The sequence below is a fragment of the Kitasatospora sp. NPDC058243 genome, from assembly GCF_042882025.1.
In the GTDB taxonomy this organism is placed as follows: Bacteria; Actinomycetota; Actinomycetes; order Streptomycetales; family Streptomycetaceae; genus Kitasatospora.
Genome location: NZ_JBHVWW010000047.1, coordinates 50,869 through 70,781, shown reverse-complemented (window position 1 = coordinate 70,781; position 19,913 = coordinate 50,869). Strand labels below are relative to the sequence as shown.

Below are 19,913 nucleotides of genomic sequence, written 5' to 3'. Positions count from 1 at the left end.
GGGGACGCGTCGCCCCGCCCCCACCGCACGGCCCACCAACCATCTGCCCCACCCTCCCGCTTCGGGGGCGGGACGCCGGCCCGGCCGACGTCCCGCCCCCGTACGCGGTTCACGGTGCGAGCGGTGGTTGACGGTCAGTCGTCGCTGTCCTGGTCCTGGCTTTGGTCCTGGTCCTGGTCGTCGCCCTGGACGTCGCCGTGGCCGTGGTGCGCGGTGGCGCGGGCGAAGACCTGGGAGTCGGTGCTCGCCGGGCCGCCGGTGCCGGCGAGCAGGTTTCCGCTGGTCGAGCTGAACACCACCGTGCGGCCGCGGGCGTCCACGACCGGATCGGCCGAGGTGCCGTTGCCGAGCGAGCCGTCCGCAGCGGTGGCGACCCGCTCGGTGCGGCCGGTGCGCAGGTCGTGCCGGTAGACGTCCCAGCCCGGGTGCTGCGGGCCCGCCACCAGGTTGTCGGCGGCGGAGGCGAAGTAGACCCAGCGGTTGTCGGCGGTGATCCGGGCGTGGTCGGAGGAGCCGACCGAGGTGGTGCCGGGCAGGCCGCCGCTGATCTTCGTCACGGTGCCCTTCCCGAGGTCCCGGACGTACAGCACGGTGTGGAACCGGTGGCCGCCGGTCGACCCGCCGGGCTCGGGCAGGGCGTAGATCGCGCGCCGCCCGTCGGGGCTGATCGTCGCGCCGAAGCTCGGGGCGCCGAGCTTGCCGTCGAGGTCGAGGCTGGCGGCGGAGATCCGGCCGGACTGCACGTCGTAGGTGTAGTAGGGGGCGGTCACCGGCCGGGCCAGGTTCGGGGCCAGGCCCTTCTGGGCGCTGCGGGGCAGGGCCGGGGCGACGCCCGGGGCCAGCTCCACGTCGGCGGGGGCGGCGGCGCCCCCGGCGGCCGGGGCGGGGGTCTGGTCGGCGGGCAGCAGGTTGTCGGCCATGGAGGTGAAGCCGATGGTGCGGCCGTCCGCGCTGATCGTCGGGTTGAGGGACATGCCGTCGCCCGGCTTGCCGTCCACGCCGCGGGTCACCAGCCTGGTCTTCCCCGTCCAGCGGTCGGTGACGTAGATGTTGTAGTCCCAGGTGTAGGGCCTGGCCAGCGAGGGGTCGCCGCCCTGGAGGTCGGGGACGAGGTCCTTGCGGCTGGAGCCGAAGACCACGTAGCGGCCGTTCGCGCTGATCGAGGGCGCGTAGGAGGCGTGGAACTTGTCGGTGTCGGTGCCGGTGAGTCCGCCGCTGATCAGCTCGGTGCGGCCGGTCTTCCGGTCGCGGACGTACACCTCGTCGCGCCCCTGGACCTGCATGCCGGGCACCACGTTCTCGGCGTCGCTGTCGAAGGCGACGTAGCGGCCGTCGGCGTTGATCGCGACGTTGTCGGTGAAGCCGTTCAGCGCGCTGCCGTCGGCGGCCAGGTTGATCCGCTCGGTGCGGCCGGTCCTCAGGTCGCGGACGTAGGCGTCGCGGGCGCTCTTCGCGGGCTGGGACACCAGGTTCGTGGCCCAGGAGGTGAACAGGGCGTAGCGGCCGTTGGCGCTGATCGCCTGGCTCCACGACTGGTTGTCCGGCGCGGCGCCGTTCACCCCGACGCTGACCTGGACGGTGCCGCGCGGCGCCCGGTCGGCCTGGGCGGCCTGGGCGGCCTGGGCGGGTGCGGCGGTCACGGCGAGTACGGCGGTGGCCGCGAGAATGCTGCCGCCGCCGGCCAGCCACCGGTTGCGGGTGGTACGGGTGCTGCGTGTCATGACGTCTGCCTCCCCGGGGGTCGCCCGGCCGGGCTCCCTCCCGGCGACGGGCTTTCGGGAGAGCCAATCGTCGGGAGGGCCGGTGGTCAACGCCCACGGGTGATCTCGGCCGAAAATACGTCAACGGACGTATGCGGCAGGGGAGTCAGGGCGTCACAGGCGGCGCAGGAAGACGTCCAGGAAGGTGTTGGTGTCACCCGGCACCAGGTCGCCGTCCGAGGCGTCGAAGATCACCGTGTCGCCGGTGGCGTCCACGTACGGGCCGTAGGAGGAGGCGGTGCTCTGCCCGCCGCTCCGGGTGAGGCTGATCCGTTCGATCCGCCCGGTCCACAGGTCGCGGCGGAACACGTCGCTGGCCGAGTTGGTGTCGCCGGGGACGAGGTTCTCGGCGGCGGAGTCGAAGTAGACCCAGCGGTCGTCGAGCGTCATGACGCCACCGGACGAGGACCACTTGGCGGTGGTGCCCGGCAGGTCGGTGTTGACCTTGGTGATCTTGCCGGTGGCCAGCTCGTGGACGTACACGTCCATCCGGATGCCGTGGGCCGGGGCGGGGGCCCCGCCGATGAAGACCGGGAGGCTGTAGATCGCGTAGCGGCCGTCCGGGCTGACCCGGCCGTCGCGGCCGCCGTCGCTCAGGGCCCCGGTGCCGTCCAGGCTGGCGCCGGCGATCTTGCCGGTGCCGGCCTTCCAGACGTAGTACGGGTAGAACTTGGGCCCGGCCAGCTGGGGTGCCCCGGCGCCCGGCGTCGGGTCGGTGGTCGGGGTCGGGGCCGGAGTGCCCGGGAGCAGGTTCCCGGCCCGGGAGCCGAAGCCGACCGTCGAGCCGTCCGCACTGATCGTCGGACTGAAGGAGTTATTGTCGGCGCCCTCGCCCTCCGTGCCGGAGGTGACCAGCCGGGTGGTGTGCGTCCAGCGGTCGGTGACGTAGATGTTGTTCTTACCGCGTTTCACGCCCGGGGCGAGGTCGGTGCGGCTGGAGGCGTAGGCGACGAAGCGGCCGTCCCAGCTGAGGGTGGGGCTGTCGGCGGTGCGGATGCTCTGGTCGTCGGTGCTCGCCGAACCGGGGGCGGTGATCAGCTCGGTGCGGCCGGTCCAGCGGTCGTGGACGAAGACGTCGCTGCCGTGCTTCGGCTGGCCGGGCAGCACGTTGGTGGCGGCGGTGCTGAACGCCACGTACCGGCCGTCGCCGCTGATCGCGGCCTGGTTGGTGGCGGCGTCCAGCTTGGAGCCGTCGGCGGCGACGCTGACCCGCTCGACGTGTCCGTTGCGCAGGTCCCGCACGTAGACCTCGTCCGAGTTCGGGGTGCCGGCCCCGGGCAGCAGGTTGGTCGCGGTCGAGCTGAACAGCGCGGAGCGGCCGTCGGCGCTCAGCCCGAGCGCGGACGAGGTGCCGTCGAGCTGCTCGCCCTTGGGCCCCTCGCTCACCCGGGAGGTGTCGCCCTTGAGCGGCCGGGCCTCGGCGGCGGGCATCGCGGCCCCGGCCACGGCGGCGGCCACCAGGACGCCGGCGGTACGGGCCAGCCAACGGCGGGTTCGTGCGGTGGTCATGGACATCCTCCCCTGATGACGGCGCCGGGCCCTCGTCACCCCCGTGGCCCGGCTCGGGAAGAGCCAATCGTCGCCCGGGCCGGGTGGTCAACCGGGCGAAGCGATCTCGTCCGGAAATACGCCACCGGTCGTATCGCCCCTTACGCGGCCCCGGCCCGAACCCCGGCCCGAATCCCGCCCCGACTCCGGGCCCGGTCCGGACCGCCCCGGCACGCTGGCAGAATTGGTCCGTGATCGACGCCCGACGGCTGCGGACCCTGCGGGCCGTGGCGGACCACCGCACCGTGACCGCCGCGGCGGCCGCCCTCTACCTGACCCCTTCCGCCGTCTCCCAGCAGCTGGCCGCCCTGGAACAGGAGACCGGCCACCACCTGCTCGCCCGCGAGGGCCGCGGGGTGCGGCTGACCGCCGCCGGGGAGATCCTGCTCGGCCACGCCGACGCCGTCCTCGCCCAGCTGGAGCGCGCCGAGGCCGACCTCGCCGCCTACAGCGCGGGCGTCTCCGGCGAGGTCACCGTCGCCTCCTTCGCCACCGGCATCGCGCTCGTCCTCGCCCCGGCGATCGGGCTGCTGGCCGCGCAGGCGCCCGGGGTGCGGCTCAAGGTGCTGGACGCGGAGGGCGACGCCAGCCTGCCGATGGTCCTCGACGGCCGGGCCGACCTCGCGGTGGCCGTCGAGTACCGGGGCGCCCCGCGCGCCGACGACGCCCGGCTCACCCGCGTCCCGCTGTACGCCGAGCCGTTCGAGGCGGTGCTGCCGCTCGGCCACCCGCTGGCCGCCGACGGCGGTCCGCTCGCCGTCGCGGCCCTCGCCGACGAGCGGTGGATCGGCCCCTACCCGGGCAACCCCTGCCACGACGTCGTCCTGCTGGCCTGCGAGCACGCCGGCTTCCAGCCGCGCCTGGTGCACTCCTCCGACGACTTCCGGGCCGTCGTCGCCCTCGCCTCGGCGGGCGCCGGCGTCGCCCTCGTGCCGCGCTCGGCGCTGCGCGGCGTCGACCTCGGCCGGATCGCCGTCCGGCCGGTGGACAGCGAACTCGCCACCCGCCGGGTCTTCGCCGCCGTCCGGGCGGGCGCCGACGGGCACCCGCTGATCCGCCCGGTCCTGGACGCCCTCGCCGAGGCGGCCGCGGCGGGCGCCTGACCCCGGACCGGTTTGAGCCCGGCGCCTGGGCTCAGGCGGGTCGGGGCGTCGTGCGCGTGCCGTTGACGACCACCCGGAACATCCAGGACAGCCGGTCCTCCGGCGCCCCGGACACCAGGTCGTCCCCGAGTGCGGCGATCCTCGGGTAGGCGGCGGCGGGCGCCGCGCGGAGCGCGTCGGTGAGCGCGCCGTGTTCCCGCTCCGCCTGCTCGCCCTGCCGGGCGGACTGCTCGGCGGCGGTGGCGGTGGCCACCTGGAGCAGCACGTCCACGCCCCAGGCCGCCTGCCCGTCCGGCACCCCGCCCTCGTGCAGCAGTGCCAGGACCGCCTCCACCAGGGCCAGGTAGTGCGGCCCGGACGGCCTCGCCACCAGTGCGGCGTGGGCGAGCGCCGGGTGCCGGAACAGCACCCCGGTGCAGGAGTTGAGGACGGCGGCCAACCGCTCGCGCCAGTCCCCGGCCGCCGTCACCGGGCTCAGGTCCACCTCCCCGAGGAACTCCTCCAGGATCGCGGCGTGCAGTTCCGCGGCGTTGGCCACGTACACGTACAGCGAGGCCGGCCCGGTGTCCAGCTCCTGGGCCAGCCGCCGCATGGTCACCCGTGGCAGGCCCTCCGCCTCCAGCACCCGTACGGCGGCGGCCACGATCGCCTCGTGGCTCAGTGCGGGCTTCGCCGGCCGCTCGCGGCGGCTGCGGGGTCGGGAGGGGGAGCTCGTCATGCCGGCCAGCCTAGCGACCGTGTTCGTGACGAACTAGTTCGCCGAGGGTGTGCCCGCCGGGGCGGGCTGGTCCGGGGCGGGCTGGTCCGGGGCGGGCTGGTCCGGGGTGGTGAACTGGTCGAGCAGGCCCTGGAGGCCGTCGGGGCCGAACATCAGCTCCAGGCCGGCGGCGGAGGCGGCGGCCGCGGCCTCGCTGCGCGGGAAGAGGGCGCGCTCGTAGGCGGTCAGGGCGGCCTCGGGGTCGCCGGGGTGGTGGGCGAGGGCCTTGCCGAGTTCGGCGCCGTCGAGCATGGCGAGGTTGGCGCCCTCGCCGGCGAACGGGGACATCAGGTGGGCGGCGTCGCCGAGCAGGGTGACGCCGGGGGTGCGGTCCCAGCGGTGGCCGACGGGCAGGGCGTGGATCCGGCGCGGGACGAGGCCGCCGTCGGCGTCGGCGAGCAGGGCCCGCAGGCCGTCGGCCCAGCCGTCGAAGCCGGCCAGCACGGTCGCCTTGGCGGTGTCGGGGGCGGTGGTGTCGATGCCGTCCAGCCAGTCCTCGCCGGCCCGGACGGCGGTGTAGACGTGGATGCTGCCGTCGCCCTCGCGGTGGGCGAGGAAGCCGCGACCCTCGGCCACGGAGAGGAAGAACCCGCCGCCGACCAGGGCGGCCGCCTCGGGGTGCCGGGTGTCCGCGTCGTGCAGGTCGGCCTCGACGAAGGAGATCCCGGTGTAGGCGGGCCGGGCGTCGGACAGCAGCGGCCGGATCCGGGACCATGCGCCGTCCGCCCCGACCAGCAGGTCCGTGGTGACGGCGGTGCCGTCGGCGAAGGCGACCTGGTGGCGGCCGTCGCCCAGCGCGTGGGTGCGGACCACCTTCCGGCCCCAGTGCACGGTGCCGGCGGGCAGGGAGTCCAGCAGCAGGTCGCGCAGGCGGCCCCGGTCGACCTCGGGGCGGCCGCCGGTGCCGTCGTCCTCCTGCTCCAGCCGGACGGCTCCGTCCGGCCCCACCACCCGCAGGGCCTCGCCGCCCGGGTGGACCAGGGCCAGGAACCGGTCGTGCAGCCCGGCGTCGCGTAGGGCCTGCTGGCCGGAGTCGTCGTGGATGTCGAGCAGGCCGCCCTGGGTGCGGGCCTCGGGCGAGGGCTCCAGGTCGAATACGGCGGCCCGGATGCCGTGGACGTGCAGGACCCGGGCGAGCACGAGGCCCCCGAGCCCGGCTCCGATGACGGCGACGGGAACGTGCTGGACGGTCATGGCCACTCCTTGGGTCGGTGTCGGTCCGTGTCGGTCGGCGCGGGTTCGCCGCCCGCTCCTCCACGGTAACGAACATGTTCGTAACGAACAAGTTCGTCCCCTGGCACGGTCGACCGGACAACCCGGGATCCCATCGGACGGGAGTGTGAGAACTTCACGATCCGGACATGGCGGGATCACTGGCGCGCCGCGAGACGAGGCGGGCAGACTCGGTGCCGGAGAACCAGCTGACGGGAGGCCGTGGACGTGGGATTACCGGTTGCGCCGGACGGGCCCGGCCCCCCTTCGCGGTCGGCCCGTTCTCGGCGTCCTGCCCACTGGTCACGGCTGTTGCTCCCTCACGAGTGGGTGGTGGTGGTCCGTCTCCCGAGTGGGTGGTGGTCCGTCGCGGCCGCCGAGGAAGAGGGGGTGCGGCGGCGATGCCGGATATCAGGCGGTCGGCCGGCGCGGTGATGGTGAGGGCCGGCGGGGTCGCCTGGAGCCCGCCGCCGGGGAACGGCGAGCCGTCCACCACGAACAGGTTCGGGTAGTTCTTCAGCTGTCCGCCGGAGTCCGTCGCGACGCCGAGCGGCACGCCGCCGAGCGAGTGCGAGGTCTGGCCGGGACTGGTGAAGCTGGTCGACGAGCCGGGGGCGACGGCGTTGAGCCGGCTCAGCACCCCGTTGATCGCCGTGGTGGACTGGGTCGTACCGGCGGTGGTGGTGGGCCGTTTGAGGTCAACCGCCGCGCGAAACGGCGGCGGCCCGTGCGAGCAGGTGCTCGTACGGGCCGCCCGCGTGCTCGGACCGGCGCGGCGTCAGATCTGCAGGGTTCGCAGGAAGCAGCCCTTCGCCGAGTCGGAGTACACGCAGCCGGTGACGTACAGCGAGTGGCCGTCCGGCCCGGTGGCGAGGGCGTGGATGTACGTCTCGGGGACGGAGAGGCGCACGCTCTGGTCGAACCGGTTCTCGCCCGGCACGAGCGTGTACAGCGGGACGGGGATGGTGTAGGAGGGGCCGCCGAGCAGGTACACGCGGCTGCCGTCGGTGTTCATCGCCGGGTGGTGGTACTCGAAGTAGCCGGAGCCGTACTTCATGAGGTAGCGCACCTTGTCCGTGCCCGTGTCGAGCCCGATGCCCACGGAGTAGGTGCGGACCGACCCGAGCGCCAGCAGGAAGGAGCCGTCGGGGGAGAGCGCCAGCTCGTCCTTGGCGCCGGGGTCGACGACCTTGGCGGTGCCGAGCCCGGTCCTGATGTCGAGGCGCAGCAGGTCGAGGTTCGTGCCCGCGTAGAGGGAGCTCCCGTCGGGCAGGACGGCGAGATCGTTGACCGTGTGGGCGGTGACCGCCGTCTGGTCGATGAACTCCTGGTCGCCGGTGGAGAATTCCAGGATCCGGCCCGGCTCCTCCTGCCCGGCGGGGCCCGAGGGCCCGGACTGGCCGACGTAGAGGGTCTCGCCGTCCGGGTCGGTGGCCAGACTGGTCGCCGCGCCCGGGGTCCAGCCCGCCGGGAGCTGCTGCGCCGGCGCGGCGATGTGGGCCTTGACCGTGTTGGTCGCGGTGTCGATGACGTAGACGGCGGAGCCGACTCCGACGTACAGCCGGTCGCCGTCCGGGCTGAGGGCCGGCCGCCCGTAGGGTGCCGGGTCGCCGAGCGGGAGGCGGGCCCTCACCGTGCCGGTCTGCGTGTCGACGGTGGACAGGTACACGCCCTGGCGCCCGCCGACCACGTCCGTCAGCACGAGGTAGACCGTGCGGCCGTCCGCACTGACCGCCTCGGTGACCTTCTCCCAGGTGAACTCCGCGAGCCGGACGGCCCCCGGAACGCCGGAGACGGGGCCGTCGGGAACGCCGGAGGGGGCCGCCCCCGAGGCCCCCGAGACACCCGCCCCACCGAGCAGCAGGGCCACCGCCGTCGCCGCCGAGACGGTCCAGCGGGATCCGCGCAGTAACGCGCTTGCCGGGGTCCTCATCATGTCCTCCCCTTGTCGTCCGGTGCGCCGCGCCGGGCACCGGGTGGATCGAAGCCTAGGGGATTCCATTGCCATTGGATGGAACAACTATTAAGTGTTGAAGGAGAGTTGGAAGATCCGGCAGTGACTGGTGGGGCGTGCGGAGCCGGCCTGTCGGGATCGTCGTGCCCACCGGGAACTGCTCGACCGCCGTGCTTTCCATCGCGAGCCGGCGGGAAGTCAACTGGCGCCCACCATAGGGTGAATCCCTCTCCGCCGAATGAGAGAATCACCCCGGCCCGCTAATTCTCTTCCGGAAGACCGGAGTTACGACCCGCCAAAGGAACCGCAGATGACCGACCTTCCGGCGCCCGCCCCCTTCACCACCGAGGACACTCTGTTCGGCGAGATCACCGTCCGCGTCGACGGCCAGGACCGGGTGACCGTCTCCGGGGAGCGGATCCCCACTGCCGTCCTGGAGCGCGACCCGGGCAGCGAGCCGGACCCGCAGATCGCCATCGGTACCCGCGACACCGCCCACCTGGATGCTGCTGGTCGAAGGGGTCGGCGCCCTCATCCCCTGAGCCGCCGACCCGGCCGCCCGCCGGCCCGCGGACGGCACGGCGCCGGGCCCGTAGGGGAGGAGATCCCGTACGGGCCCGGCGTCGTTGTGCGTGTGCGGGCTCAGTCGGCGGCGCCCAGCATCCAGGCCGTCCCGCCCGCCAACTCCTCGGCGTGCAGGGCGGAGACGAGCGCCGCCTCGGTTCTCGACCGCAGGCACAGCTTGGCCCCGGGGTGGGGCGGGGGCCGTCACGCGGCGAGGTGCTCCAGCGTGAACAGGGTCGCCCGGTAGGAGTACTGGTTCACGCCCGAACCTGCGGAGCCGGCCGGGTCGGCGACGGTGCCAAAGCTCCCGCTGTGCCCGATCCGGAGCAGCACCTCGCTGGAGCCGGGTGAGGGGTGGATCAGCGAGAAGATCTGGTTGCCGTAGATCCACCCCGAGCAGTCGAACACGTTGAAGGGGGCGCCGTCGCTGTTCCCCTCGTTCGGGTCGTTCGGGTTCCGTTTCCAGTGGCCCAGGCAGTCGTCCTCGTTCAGCCGGCTGCGGAAGATGAAGGACTGGTTGTCGGAGTTGTAGTGGCACAGCTTCCACTGCTGGTTGTAGCCACCGGTGTCGGGGTTCTGGATGACCTGCCCCCAGGAGCTGGCCATGTTCTTCTCCACGAGCTGTCCGAACGGCGTCTTGATCCGGTAGTAGCCGTCGTCGCAGACGTAGCCGTGCCACTCGCTCGACGCCAGTGCTTGGGTCGCGGCCGACGCGGGGCCGGCGAGCAGGGTGAGGCCGGCCAGCGAGGCGAGGGCGCCGGCGCCGAGGGCGCGCAGCGCCGTGCCCCGGCGGGTGGTGGCGTGGCGCAGCGGGTTTGTCACGGGTTCCTCCGTCGTCAGGTCGGTGGGCACGGTCAGCAGTTGCTGATGAGGAGTTGGGCGGCCCGGCGCACGGTGGCGGCCGGTTCGGCGGGGGCGCAGCCGACCGAGCCGATCTCCGGGGACTCGTAGGTGGTGAACGTCCCGGGGGTGGGCTGGGTGGTGACCCAGATGCCGGTGGTGGGGCCGGTCTGGGCGCAGATGCGGTTGACGTACTGGCCGGTGACGACCCTGGTGCCGCGGTAGAGGCCGTAGCGCCCGGGGTCCTTGAGGTTCCAGACGTCGCTCACGGTCTGGCTGGTGGTGCTGGAGGTGGTCTTCTGGACCGAGAAGCCGACCTTGACCTCGACCTTGGCGAACAGCGCGCTCGCGGTGGCGGTGATCTCGGTCTTGTTGTCGACGGTGGTGGTCACCGAGCTGACCCTGGTCAGGGTGTCGGTGTGCTGTCCGGTGGTGCCCGGGGCGACGTTGTAGATGAGGAAGTCGGTGACGGTGGGGGTGATCTGCACGTTGAAGGGCTCCGTGGTGGCGCGGTCCACAGCGGGGTTGCAGAGGGTCGGGAGGGTGTCGGCGTGGGCGGCGGGGGCGGCGCCAAGGCTTAACAGCCCCACCGCGATGGCGGTGGTGGCCGAGGCCGCGAGGGTGCGCCGGCGCGGCTTGCGGGTGGTGGTCATCTGTGCTCCTCCAGCGGGCGCGGAAACAAGGACGAGGCGTGCGTGCGCGCGCCTCGTGCAGGGGTACGTGCGGACTGCTGGTGCGCATTCGTCCTGGTGGATGCTTCGGGCCTTGCGGCAGGACCCTTGTCCGGAGGCTCCTCGAAGATCGTGTGGTGTGGGTTCGCACTGGCCGGGGCCGGTAGGCGCCCGGACCGTGATACCTCCGTGGTCCGGTGATGAAGAGTCTTGTCGTGACGCACCGGTCGCCAGTAGTGGCTGATGACATGAGTCGGGCGGGCCGTGTCATGGTTCGCCTATGACAACTGTCATCTTTTGGTTGGTTCGGTTGCAGACAGCGAGCCGAGGCTGACTCTAGGGTGGCCGGACATGATCACCTCACCTATGGGGTCCGGTACGGTCGATCCGGGGCGGCTGGGCCGTCTCACCCACTGGACGTTGCTCGCTCTGGGGCCCCTATGGTTGTTGCTGGCCGCGAACGACCTCGTCTTCAACCTCGGCCCCGGACACCAGGCACTGGTCGCTCCGGTGCTCGTCGCCGTCGCGGTCCAGCACACTCGGCTCATCCGCCGGGCGGTGCCGGGTGGCCTCGCCGGCCAGGTCCCCCGCCATGGCTCCGCCACCGCCGAGGGGCGGTGGAGCCTCCTGCTGCTGGCCGCAGCGATCGCGACGTGGGGCGACATGGCGGTCCGTCCGTACACCGCACTCGACTGGGCCATGCTGCCGGGGGCCATGGCAGCGGCGATGGCCCTGACCCTGCCCGCCCGGGCGCGCCGCCGGCTGCTCACGACAGTCGCGCTGGGCTGTGCGGTGCTGGGTGAGGCAGTGGCGCAGTGGCGCCAGGACAACCCCTACCTGCCCGGGGTGCCGGCGGCGACCGGTGCGGGGATGGTGCTGTTCATCGCCGGGGTGGAGTTGATGGTGGCCCGGCTGTGGCGGGCGGTCCTGGAGGCCGAACACGTCCGCGAGACCACGGCCACCCTGGCCGTGGCGGAGGAGAGGCTGCGGTTCGCCGCAGATCTGCACGATCTCCAGGGCCACCGGCTCCAGGCCATCACACTCAAGGGCGAGTTGGCCGAGCGACTGATCGGCCGCAGTGACCACGAGGCGCGCGCGCACGTCCGGGAGATCATCGAACTGGCTCGCTCCGCACTCGAGGAGTCCCGGGCCGTGGTCCACGGCTACCGGCGCGCCAGCCTGAGTAGCGAACTGGCCAACGCCGCGGGAATCCTGGAAGCCGCCGGAATCCGCACCGCGATCGACGGAGACGCCGCACGCATCCCTCACCAGCTCCAGCCGGCCTTCGCCGCCTTGGTCCGCGAAGGCATCACCAACATCCTCCGCCACAGCCGTGCCCGCCACTGCCAGATCACCATCACCGCTGCCGCGGGTCAGGCCCGCGTCCTGCTGCGCAACGACGGTGCCCCGTCGCACCCTGCGGACCCCGGCAGCGGCCTGGCCGGACTGCAGGAACGCTTCCACGCCATCGGCGGTTACATTCGCATCGCCACCCACCCCGGCGGCCACTTCGAACTGGTCGGCCACACCCACCGGGAGACCCCGCGTGATTCGCATCCTGCTCGCCGATGACGAAGACCTCACCCGCGGCGCCCTCGCCGCACTCCTCGACCTCGAACCGGACCTGACCGTCACCGCCCAGGCTCCTGACGGCCTCACGGCAGTCCAGACCGCCGCCCGTCACCCGATCGACATCGCCCTGTTGGACCTGGAGATGCCCCACCTCGACGGCATCTCCGCCGCCCAGGAGATCCGCCGCCACCGCCCCATCCCCACTGTCCTCGTCACGCGTCACGCCCGGCCCGGCGTCCTGCGTCGCGCTCTGGCCGCAGGCATCCAGGGCTTTGTCCCCAAAACCACTCCCGCCACCCAACTGGCCGACATCCTGCGCGACATCCACACCGGCGGCCGCTACATCGACCACCAGCTCGCCACCCACGCCCTCACCGAGACCCCCTGTCCTCTGACCCCCCGCGAACTCGATGTCCTGCGTGCCGTCCACCACGGCCACGCCGTCAGCGCCCTCGCCGAACAGCACCATCTCGCTCCCGGCACCGTCCGCAACTACCTCTCCGGTGCCATCACCAAACTCGCTGTCCGCACCCGCCACGAAGCGGCTCGCCGTGCCTGGGAAGAAGGGTGGATCTGATCCTGAACGAGGTGTACTCGCGTCCCGCCCCACTGGCGACGGGTTGGTGGCGTACGGGAGCTGGTGAATAGGGTGGGTACGGCCGATGACCGAGCGCACCACTGGAGACCTCATGAGTTCGACCGCTGTTCCCGACACCCTGCTCCCGGTCGGGGTCATCGGCCTCGGTGACATCGCCCAGAAGGCGTACCTGCCCGTCCTCGGAGCGATGCCGGGCCTCGACCTGCGGTTGATGACCCGGGACCGGGCCAAGCTCGATCGCCTCGGCGACGTCCACCGGATCGCGCCCGAGCACCGCTTCACCGATCTCGGGGAGTTGATCGGGAGCGGGATCCGGGCGGCGTTCGTGCACGCCGCGACCAGCCAGCACGTGCCGATCGTGGAGCAGCTGCTGACGGCCGGTGTCGATGTCTACGTGGACAAGCCGCTCGACTACACCGTCGACGGCGCCCGCCGGCTCGTCGACCTCGCCGACCGGACGGGCCGCTCGCTGATGGTCGGCTTCAACCGCCGGCACGCGCCCGGCTACGCCCAGGCCAAGGAGCGCCCCCGCGACCTGATCGTCCTGCAGAAGAACCGCGAGGGCCTCGCCGAGGCCGCCCGCTCCCTGGTGTTCGACGACTTCATCCACGTCGTCGACACCCTGCGCTTCCTGGCCCCCGGCGAGATCGGGCAGGTGGACGTCCGGGCCCGCGTCCGGGACGGGCTGGTCGAGCACGTCGTGCTGACCCTCGGTGGGGACGGCTTCACGGCGCTCGGCATCATGAACCGGCTCTCCGGCTCGACCGAGGAGATCCTGGAGGTCTCCGGCGCCGACTCCAAGCGGGCGGTGCACAACCTCGCCGAGGTGATCGACCACCGCGGCCAGCCCACCGTCCGCCGGCGTGGTGACTGGGTGTCCGTCGCCCGCCAGCGCGGCATCGAGCAGTGCGTCCAGTCCTTCCTGGACGCCGTCCGGGCCGACAAGACCCTGGACGCGCACGACGCCCTGCGCACCCACGAGCTGTGCGAGCTGATCGTGGAGCGGATCGAGGCGGGCTGAGGGGGCGTCGAGGCAGGCTGAAGGAGCGGGCTGAAGGGACGGGGGTGGGAGCGGAGGCAGGAGCAGGGGCCGGGGCGAGTGTCGGAGCGGAACCAGAAGTTCACTGACGGGGTCTTGTCGCGTCATTTTCTACGCGCGTATCTTGGGGTCGCTGCGGGGGGCGGGTGACCGGCTTCCGCTTCATCTACGCGGGTAGCGCGTGCCATGGGCACGCCGCCTGACCATGCGTCACGGCCCGGCGGCCGCAGACCCGCCGGGTGGACGACGCCCTGTGCCCCGCTCCACCCTCGACCGCCGTGCCACGACCGTGCCGCACGACGGAGCTAGGAGTCATGCCCCGGTGACCACCGCCCCCGCTCCCCGCCCCCGCCGGGCCCTGCTGCGCGCCGCGATCCTCCCGGCCGGACTGGCCGCCTCGCTGGTGCTCGTCCCGCTGCCGGCCGCGAACGCCGCGCCCGCCGCCGCGAACGCCGCCGCCCCGGCCGGGCCGACCGAGGCCGGACCGCTGCGCATCCACGACATCCAGGGCACCACCCGGATCTCCCCGCAGGCCGGGAAGCCCGTCACCGGCGTGCCCGGCGTCGTCACCGGCGTGCGCGCCTACGGCAGCGCCAAGGGCTTCTGGATGCAGGACCCGAACCCCGACGCCGACCCGGCCACCAGCGAGGGCGTCTTCGTCTACACCGGCGGCAACCCGACCGTGAAGGCCGGCGACTCGGTCCTGGTCAGCGGCAAGGTCACCGAGTACTACCCGGCCTTCGCGGGCGGCTCGCAGTCCGTCACCGAGCTCACCGGCCCCGCCGTCACCGTGCTGTCCTCCGGCAACCCGCTGCCGGCCCCGGTGGTCGTGGACACCCGCAACATCCCCGGCACCTACGCCCCGCCGGCGCCCGCGGGCGGCAGCATCGACGCGCTGCCGCTCAACCCGGAGAAGTACGCCCTGGACTTCTACGAGTCGCTGGAGGGCATGCTCGTCCAGGTCAAGGACGTCCGGGTGATACAGGCGACGGACAAGTACAACGAGCTGTGGGTCGCCGCCGACCGGCAGGACCAGCGCAGCAAGCGCGGCGGCGTGCTGTACGAGTCGTACGCGGAGCCCAACGTGGGCCGCCTGATGGTGCAGCAGCAGGCGGCGGTCACCCCGCAGCAGCCGTTCCCGGTGGCCAACGTGGGCGACGTGCTGACCGGCACCACCACCGGCCCGCTGGACTACAACCAGTTCGGCGGCTACACCCTCGTCGCCGGCACCCTGGGCACGCTCCAGGACAACCACCTCCAGCGCGAGGTCACCGCCAAGGCGGCCGACCGCGAACTCGCCATCGCCACCTACAACGTGGAGAACCTCGCCCCCGGCAACCCGGACGCCAAGTTCGCCGAGCTGGCCCAGGGCATCGTCACCAACCTGCGCTCGCCCGACATCGTCGCCCTGGAGGAGATCCAGGACAACAACGGCGCCAAGAACGACGGCACGGTCGACGCGAGCCAGACCGTCGCCAAGTTCATCGCCGCGATCAAGGCGGCCGGCGGCCCGGCGTACGACTGGCGCTCGATCGACCCGCAGGACGGCAAGGACGGCGGCGAGCCGGGCGGCAACATCCGGCAGGTGTTCCTGTTCAACCCGCAGCGGGTCTCCTTCACCGACATCCCCGGCGGCGCCGCCACCAGCGCCGTGGACGTCGCCGGCAGCGGCGCCACCACCGCGCTGACCGCCTCGCCCGGCCGGATCGCCCCGGCCGACGACGCGTGGACCAACAGCCGCAAGCCGCTGGTCGGGCAGTTCTCCTTCCGCGGCAAGAAGGTCTTCGTCATCGCCAACCACTTCAACAGCAAGGGCGGCGACCAGGGCATCGACAGCCGCTTCCAGGCCCCCACCCGCAGCTCCGAGGTGCAGCGGGTCAAGCAGGCCACCATCGAGCAGGCCTTCGTCGCCAAGCTGCTGGCCGCCGACAAGGAGGCGCGCGTCGTCTCGCTCGGCGACTTCAACGACTACCAGTTCTCGCCCGCGCTGGCCGCGCTCACCAAGGACGGCGTGCTGCGCGACCTGGTGAACGAACTGCCGGAGACCGAGCAGTACTCGTACGTCTACCAGGGCAACTCGCAGGTGCTGGACCACATCCTGGTCAGCCCCGAGGTCGGCTACGCCAAGTACGACGTGGTGCACATCAACGCCGAGTTCGCCCAGCAGGCCAGCGACCACGACCCGCAGGTGGTCCGGATCAAGCCCTGACCGCTCCGCATCAGGTCCTGACCGGTCCGCATCGGACCCTGACCTGCAGCTATGCTGCCTTCGCCGGAGGTGACCACCGCCGGCGAAGGCAGCTGCGGCAGTGGGGGTCGGAGAACATGCGGTACCGGATCGAGCGGATGGGAGCCGAGGACTGGCAGCGCCTGCGGAAGGTGCGGCTGGCCCAACTCCTCGACTTCCCGATGGCGTTCGGCGAGACCCACGAGGCCGCGCAGGCCCTGGGCGAGGCCGACTGGCGGGCCCGGGCGGCCCGGGTGAACGAGCCGGGCAGCGTCGGCCTGGCGGCCGTCGACCCGGACGGCGAATGGGTCGGCACGATGCTGTCCGTCCCCGACCGGGACCAGGCCGCGACCGCCGTCCTGATCGGCGTCTGGGTGGCCCCGCAACACCGCGGCCGCGAACGCGGCGTGACGGACGCCCTGCTGGACGCCGCCACCGACTGGGCCCGCACCGAGGGCGGCGCCAAGCGGATGCTGCTCGGCGTGCACGAGGCGAACGCCCGCGCCGCCGCCTTCTACCTGCGCCGGGGCTTCACCTACACCGGCGGAGAGACCCCGTACGGGCTCGACCCGCAGGCCCGCATCCTGGAGATGGCCCTCCCACTGGACTGAAACGCCCCGAGGTCGGCCGAACGTCCGTTCCCACGAAGCAGGTTGGGCGGAAAAGCGCGGGCCCCGAGCGCGCCCGCGCCCTAGGATCGACGGTCATGGTTGATCTCTATCCTCCGACGAGTCCCTACGGCCACGGTTTCCTCGACACCGGAGACGGCAACCGGGTCTACTACGAGCAGCTCGGCAACCCCGAGGGCAAGCCCGTCCTGTACGTCCACGGCGGCCCCGGGGCGGGGACGCCGGACCGGCCCACCCGGGCGTGGGACCCGGACTGCTACCGCGTGATCCGCTACGACCAGCGCAACTGCGGACGCAGCACCCCGCACGCCAGCGACCCGGCGGCGGACATGAGCCTGAACACCACGCAGCACCTGATCGACGACATGGAGCGGCTGCGCGAACACCTCGGCATCGAGCGGTGGTTGCTGAACGGCGCATCCTGGGGTTCGACCCTCCTGCTGGCCTACGCGCAGCAGCACCCCGAGCGGGTCAGCGAGATCATCATCCAGGCGGTGACGACGACCCGCCGGGCCGAGACCGACTGGCTCTACCGGGGCGCCGGGTCCTTCTACCCCGAGGCGTGGGACCGGTTCCGCGAGGGCGTGCCCGAGGACGAACGGGACGGCGACCTGCTCGCCGCCTACGCGCGGCTGATGGAGAACCCCGACCGGGCAGTCCGGGAGAAGGCCGCCGCCGACTGGCTCGCCTGGGAGGACGCGGTCATCTCGAACGAGCCCAACGGCTCGCCCGGCATGTACAGCGCCCGGGAGGTCGACGAGCAGATCGCGTTCGTCCGGATCTGCGCCCACTTCTTCAGCAACGGCGCATGGCTGGAGGAGGACCAACTGCTGCGCAACGCCCACAAACTGGCCGGGATCCCGGCGGTGCTGGTGCACGGCCGGCACGACATGGGCGGCCCGGTGCAGACGGCGTGGGAGCTGGCGAAGGCGTGGCCGGGCGCGCGGCTGCACATCTCCGAGGACTCGGGGCACATCGGCAGCGAGGAGATGAAGGAGACCGTCCGGGAGGCCATCGAGGAGTTCAAGCACCGCTGATCCCCGGGGTGCCCGGCAGGGCGACGCCGGTCGGGGGCGTCGCCCTGCCCATCTGTAGGCGGGGTCTGGCGGTCGCACCTTCTGCGGTGCCGTGTTGCCGGGTGCGGCTAGTGTGCCGGTCATGTCCGATAATCTGCGGGGCATCCGCCCGCGTGCTGAATCCGTCGTGGCCGTTGGGCGGTTGGCCGATCCGGGGTTCCTGGTGAACGCGGACCCGGGATCGGTACTGGCGTTGCTGGACACGGCGTCGGGCCCGGCGGCGCGGTTGGCCGCGTCGGTGTACCGGGCCTCGACAGACCTGCATCGTGACGTCACTGCGGGGGTGCGCCGACAGCTGCTGGCGCTGGACGCGGCCCGTTACGGGGACCGGGAGCTGTCGGCACGGATCACCGCGGTACCGGTGGAGGGCGAACCCGCCGCACCGTGGGGCGTCGAGTGGGCCACCGGCGGCCAGCTCGACCGGTCCCGGCGTCGTATTCCGACCGTCCACACTACCGATGCGTTGCTGGCGGTCGCGACGGCCGTGGTCGACGGCCGCCCCGTGGCGGTCACCGGCAGTTCCTTGGCGGTCACCAACAGTTCCTTGGCGGTCACCGGCAGTTCCGAGCGGACCGTGCGGGTATGGGACCTGACCACCGGCCAGCAGATCGGCAAACCCCTCACCGGCCACAGCGGCGAGGTGTGCGCGGTGGCGACGGCGGTGCTCGACGGCCGCCCCGTGGCGCTCACCGGCAGTGGTGACCGGACCGTGCGGGTGTGGGACCTGACCACCCGCGAGCAGATCGGCCAACCCCTCACCGGCCACACAGCCGGGGTGTTGGCGGTGGCGATGGCGGTGCTCGACGGCCGTCCCGTCGCGGTCACCGGCAGCGGCGACGTGCGGGTGTGGGACCTGACCACGCGCGAGCAGATCGGCGAGCCGCTCACCGGCCACACCTCTGCTGTGTACTCGGTGGCGACGGCGGTGCTCGACGGCCGTCCCGTCGCGGTCACCGGCAGCCACGACGGGACCGCGCGAGTGTGGGACCTGACCACCCGCGAGCAGATCGGCGAGCCGCTCACCGGCCACGAGGAGGCGGTACGAGCGGTGGCGACGGGGGTGCTCGACGGCCGTCCCGTGGCGGTCACCGGTGGCCACGACGAGACCGTGCGGGTGTGGGACCTGGCCACCGGCCGGCAGCTCGGCCGACCTCTCACCGGCCACGACGGCTGGGTGCTGTCGGTGGTCACGACAACGATCGAAGGCCGCCCCTGCATCGTCAGCGGAGGCGAGGACTGGACGCTCCAGGTGTGGGATCTGGCCACGGGCAAGCCGCTCGGCGAGCCGGTGCGCGGCCATACCGACAAGGTGCGGGCGATGACGACGGCGGTGCTGGACGGCCGTCCCCACGTGATCGCCGGCAGTCAGGACGGGATGGTGCGGGTGTGGGACCTGACCTCGGGCGGCCAGGTGGGTGAGCCGCTCACCGGCCACACCGGCGAGGTGGGCACGGTGGCGACGGCGGTGGTCGAGGGCCGCCCCGTCGCGGTCACCGGCAGTTCTGACCAGACCGTGCGGATCTGGGATCTGACCGCTGGTCGCCATATCGGCCGTCACCTCACCGATCGGGACGGCTGGGTGTGGGCGGTGGCGACGGCGGTGGTCGACGGCCGCCCCGTGGCGGTCACCGGCAGCCACGATGAAACCCTGCGGGTATGGGACCTGACCACGCGCGAGCAGATCAGCGAGCCGCCCACCGGCCACGAGGAGGGGGTGAACGCGGTGGCGACGGGGGTGGTCGACGGCCGCCCTGTAGCGATCACCGGCGGCTTCGATGACGTACGGGTCTGGGACCTGCCTTCGGGTCAGCAGGTCGGTGAGCCCCTGACGGGCCACACCGGCGAGGTGAACGCGGTGGCGACGGCGGTGGTCGAGGGCCGCCCCCTGGCGATCACCGGCGGCGACGACGGCACGGTACTGGTCTGGGACCTGACCACGCGCGAGCAGATCGGCGAGCCCCTGACCGGCCACACCGACTGCGTGCTGGCGGTGGCGACGACGGTGGTCGACGGCCGCCCCGTGGCGGTCACCGGCGGCGACGACTGTACGGTGCGGGTCTGGGACCTGACCACCGTCCAGCGGATCGGCCAACCCTTCACCGGCCACACCGGTGAGGTGAACGCGGTGGCGACGGCGGTGGTCGAGGGCCGCCCCCTGGCGATCACCGGCGGCGACGATGGCACGGTGCGGGTCTGGGACCTGACCACCGGCGACCAGGTCGGGCCGGAGTTGGTGTTCCCACTGCGGGTCTGGGCGGTGGCCGTGGTACCGGATGGCCGGTTGGTGGTGGGCTTCGGCTGGGAGGTCGCGGTGTTGGCCCGCCGCTGACCGGGCCCCGCACAAGCGGCTCGCAGTACGAGCC

At 72.7% G+C, this 19,913-nt stretch carries 17 protein-coding genes; 9 read left to right on the top strand and 8 right to left on the bottom strand.

The features are described from left to right. Window positions 1-134: 134 nt before the first annotated feature. Both ACFVX9_RS26865 and ACFVX9_RS26860 read right to left on the bottom strand, forming a co-directional pair. A complete protein-coding gene (locus ACFVX9_RS26865) occupies window positions 135-1,721 on the bottom strand; it encodes a TolB family protein (RefSeq protein ID WP_387983878.1) in 1,587 nt (528 codons plus the stop codon). A gap of 153 nt (window positions 1,722-1,874) precedes the next feature. Then, window positions 1,875-3,269: a TolB family protein gene (locus tag ACFVX9_RS26860; protein ID WP_387983875.1), complete on the bottom strand. Its 1,395-nt coding sequence runs from the start codon at window positions 3,267-3,269 to the stop codon at window positions 1,875-1,877. Window positions 3,270-3,499: 230 nt separating this feature from the next. On the opposite strand from ACFVX9_RS26860, the gene ACFVX9_RS26855 reads away from it, so the two are divergent. Continuing rightward, a complete protein-coding gene (locus tag ACFVX9_RS26855) occupies window positions 3,500-4,411 on the top strand; it encodes a LysR family transcriptional regulator (RefSeq protein ID WP_063346233.1) in 912 nt (303 codons plus the stop codon). Window positions 4,412-4,442: 31 nt separating this feature from the next. On the opposite strand, the gene ACFVX9_RS26850 is transcribed toward ACFVX9_RS26855, so the two are convergent. From ACFVX9_RS26850 to ACFVX9_RS26835, 4 genes are all read right to left on the bottom strand, one after another. Beyond that, window positions 4,443-5,129, bottom strand: a complete 687-nt coding sequence (locus tag ACFVX9_RS26850) for a TetR/AcrR family transcriptional regulator C-terminal domain-containing protein (RefSeq protein WP_363376470.1) — start codon at window positions 5,127-5,129, stop codon at window positions 4,443-4,445. Window positions 5,130-5,162: 33 nt separating this feature from the next. After that, complete coding sequence (locus ACFVX9_RS26845) at window positions 5,163-6,362, bottom strand: FAD-dependent oxidoreductase (protein WP_387983871.1); 1,200 nt, start codon at window positions 6,360-6,362, stop codon at window positions 5,163-5,165. Between the two features lie 154 nt (window positions 6,363-6,516). Further along, window positions 6,517-7,020: a hypothetical protein gene (locus ACFVX9_RS26840; RefSeq protein ID WP_387983868.1), complete on the bottom strand. Its 504-nt coding sequence runs from the start codon at window positions 7,018-7,020 to the stop codon at window positions 6,517-6,519. 138 nt (window positions 7,021-7,158) lie between these two features. After that, window positions 7,159-8,316 (bottom strand): hypothetical protein, encoded by a 1,158-nt coding sequence (locus ACFVX9_RS26835; RefSeq protein ID WP_387983865.1) that lies wholly within the window; start codon window positions 8,314-8,316, stop codon window positions 7,159-7,161. 328 nt (window positions 8,317-8,644) lie between these two features. Here ACFVX9_RS26835 and ACFVX9_RS26830 point away from each other — a divergent pair, with 328 nt between their 5' ends. Continuing rightward, window positions 8,645-9,145 carry a hypothetical protein gene (locus ACFVX9_RS26830; RefSeq protein ID WP_387983863.1) on the top strand — a complete coding sequence of 167 codons (501 nt, stop codon included), beginning with the start codon at window positions 8,645-8,647 and terminating at the stop codon, window positions 9,143-9,145. Here ACFVX9_RS26830 and ACFVX9_RS26825 read toward each other — a convergent pair. After that, window positions 9,103-9,720, bottom strand: coding sequence for a hypothetical protein (locus tag ACFVX9_RS26825; protein ID WP_380371965.1), 618 nt, complete (start codon window positions 9,718-9,720; stop codon window positions 9,103-9,105). The genes ACFVX9_RS26830 and ACFVX9_RS26825 overlap by 43 nt on opposite strands. 32 nt (window positions 9,721-9,752) lie before the next feature. After that, window positions 9,753-10,391: a hypothetical protein gene (locus ACFVX9_RS26820; RefSeq protein ID WP_380371967.1), complete on the bottom strand. Its 639-nt coding sequence runs from the start codon at window positions 10,389-10,391 to the stop codon at window positions 9,753-9,755. A 369-nt stretch (window positions 10,392-10,760) separates the two neighbouring features. On the opposite strand from ACFVX9_RS26820, the gene ACFVX9_RS26815 reads away from it, so the two are divergent. The 7 genes from ACFVX9_RS26815 (at window position 10,761) to ACFVX9_RS26785 (ending at window position 19,879) form a co-directional block, all read left to right on the top strand. Next, window positions 10,761-11,981 carry a sensor histidine kinase gene (locus ACFVX9_RS26815; protein ID WP_387983859.1) on the top strand — a complete coding sequence of 407 codons (1,221 nt, stop codon included), beginning with the start codon at window positions 10,761-10,763 and terminating at the stop codon, window positions 11,979-11,981. Continuing rightward, window positions 11,956-12,558, top strand: coding sequence for a response regulator (locus tag ACFVX9_RS26810; RefSeq protein ID WP_387983856.1), 603 nt, complete (start codon window positions 11,956-11,958; stop codon window positions 12,556-12,558). Before ACFVX9_RS26815 ends, ACFVX9_RS26810 begins: the two co-directional genes overlap by 26 nt. 85 nt (window positions 12,559-12,643) lie before the next feature. Beyond that, entirely contained in the window at window positions 12,644-13,600 is a 957-nt protein-coding gene (locus tag ACFVX9_RS26805) for a Gfo/Idh/MocA family protein (protein ID WP_387983853.1), read from the top strand. A gap of 340 nt (window positions 13,601-13,940) precedes the next feature. Continuing rightward, on the top strand, window positions 13,941-15,827 hold the full coding sequence (locus tag ACFVX9_RS26800) for an endonuclease/exonuclease/phosphatase family protein (protein ID WP_387983850.1): 1,887 nt from the start codon (window positions 13,941-13,943) through the stop codon (window positions 15,825-15,827). Window positions 15,828-15,943: 116 nt separating this feature from the next. Next, on the top strand, window positions 15,944-16,456 hold the full coding sequence (locus ACFVX9_RS26795) for a GNAT family N-acetyltransferase (protein WP_380344031.1): 513 nt from the start codon (window positions 15,944-15,946) through the stop codon (window positions 16,454-16,456). A 95-nt stretch (window positions 16,457-16,551) separates the two neighbouring features. Beyond that, window positions 16,552-17,511 (top strand): prolyl aminopeptidase, encoded by a 960-nt coding sequence (gene pip, locus ACFVX9_RS26790; protein WP_380344028.1) that lies wholly within the window; start codon window positions 16,552-16,554, stop codon window positions 17,509-17,511. Between the two features lie 121 nt (window positions 17,512-17,632). Continuing rightward, entirely contained in the window at window positions 17,633-19,879 is a 2,247-nt protein-coding gene (locus ACFVX9_RS26785; RefSeq protein WP_387983881.1) for a hypothetical protein, read from the top strand. The last annotated feature ends 34 nt before the right edge of the window (window positions 19,880-19,913 follow it).

Bases quoted from the DNA above. Each gene is read 5' to 3' on its own strand.
- ACFVX9_RS26820 (WP_380371967.1), bottom strand. From the start codon at position 10,391: ATGACCACCACCCGCAAGCCGCGCCGGCGCACCCTCGCGGCCTCGGCC.
- ACFVX9_RS26785 (WP_387983881.1), top strand. From the start codon at position 17,633: ATGTCCGATAATCTGCGGGGCATCCGCCCGCGTGCTGAATCCGTCGTG.
- ACFVX9_RS26860 (WP_387983875.1), bottom strand. From the start codon at position 3,269: ATGACCACCGCACGAACCCGCCGTTGGCTGGCCCGTACCGCCGGCGTC.
- ACFVX9_RS26850 (WP_363376470.1), bottom strand. From the start codon at position 5,129: ATGACGAGCTCCCCCTCCCGACCCCGCAGCCGCCGCGAGCGGCCGGCG.
- ACFVX9_RS26795 (WP_380344031.1), top strand. From the start codon at position 15,944: ATGCGGTACCGGATCGAGCGGATGGGAGCCGAGGACTGGCAGCGCCTG.
- ACFVX9_RS26845 (WP_387983871.1), bottom strand. From the start codon at position 6,362: ATGACCGTCCAGCACGTTCCCGTCGCCGTCATCGGAGCCGGGCTCGGG.
- ACFVX9_RS26865 (WP_387983878.1), bottom strand. From the start codon at position 1,721: ATGACACGCAGCACCCGTACCACCCGCAACCGGTGGCTGGCCGGCGGC.
- ACFVX9_RS26815 (WP_387983859.1), top strand. From the start codon at position 10,761: ATGATCACCTCACCTATGGGGTCCGGTACGGTCGATCCGGGGCGGCTG.
- ACFVX9_RS26830 (WP_387983863.1), top strand. From the start codon at position 8,645: ATGACCGACCTTCCGGCGCCCGCCCCCTTCACCACCGAGGACACTCTG.
- pip (WP_380344028.1), top strand. From the start codon at position 16,552: ATGGTTGATCTCTATCCTCCGACGAGTCCCTACGGCCACGGTTTCCTC.
- ACFVX9_RS26805 (WP_387983853.1), top strand. From the start codon at position 12,644: ATGACCGAGCGCACCACTGGAGACCTCATGAGTTCGACCGCTGTTCCC.
- ACFVX9_RS26835 (WP_387983865.1), bottom strand. From the start codon at position 8,316: ATGATGAGGACCCCGGCAAGCGCGTTACTGCGCGGATCCCGCTGGACC.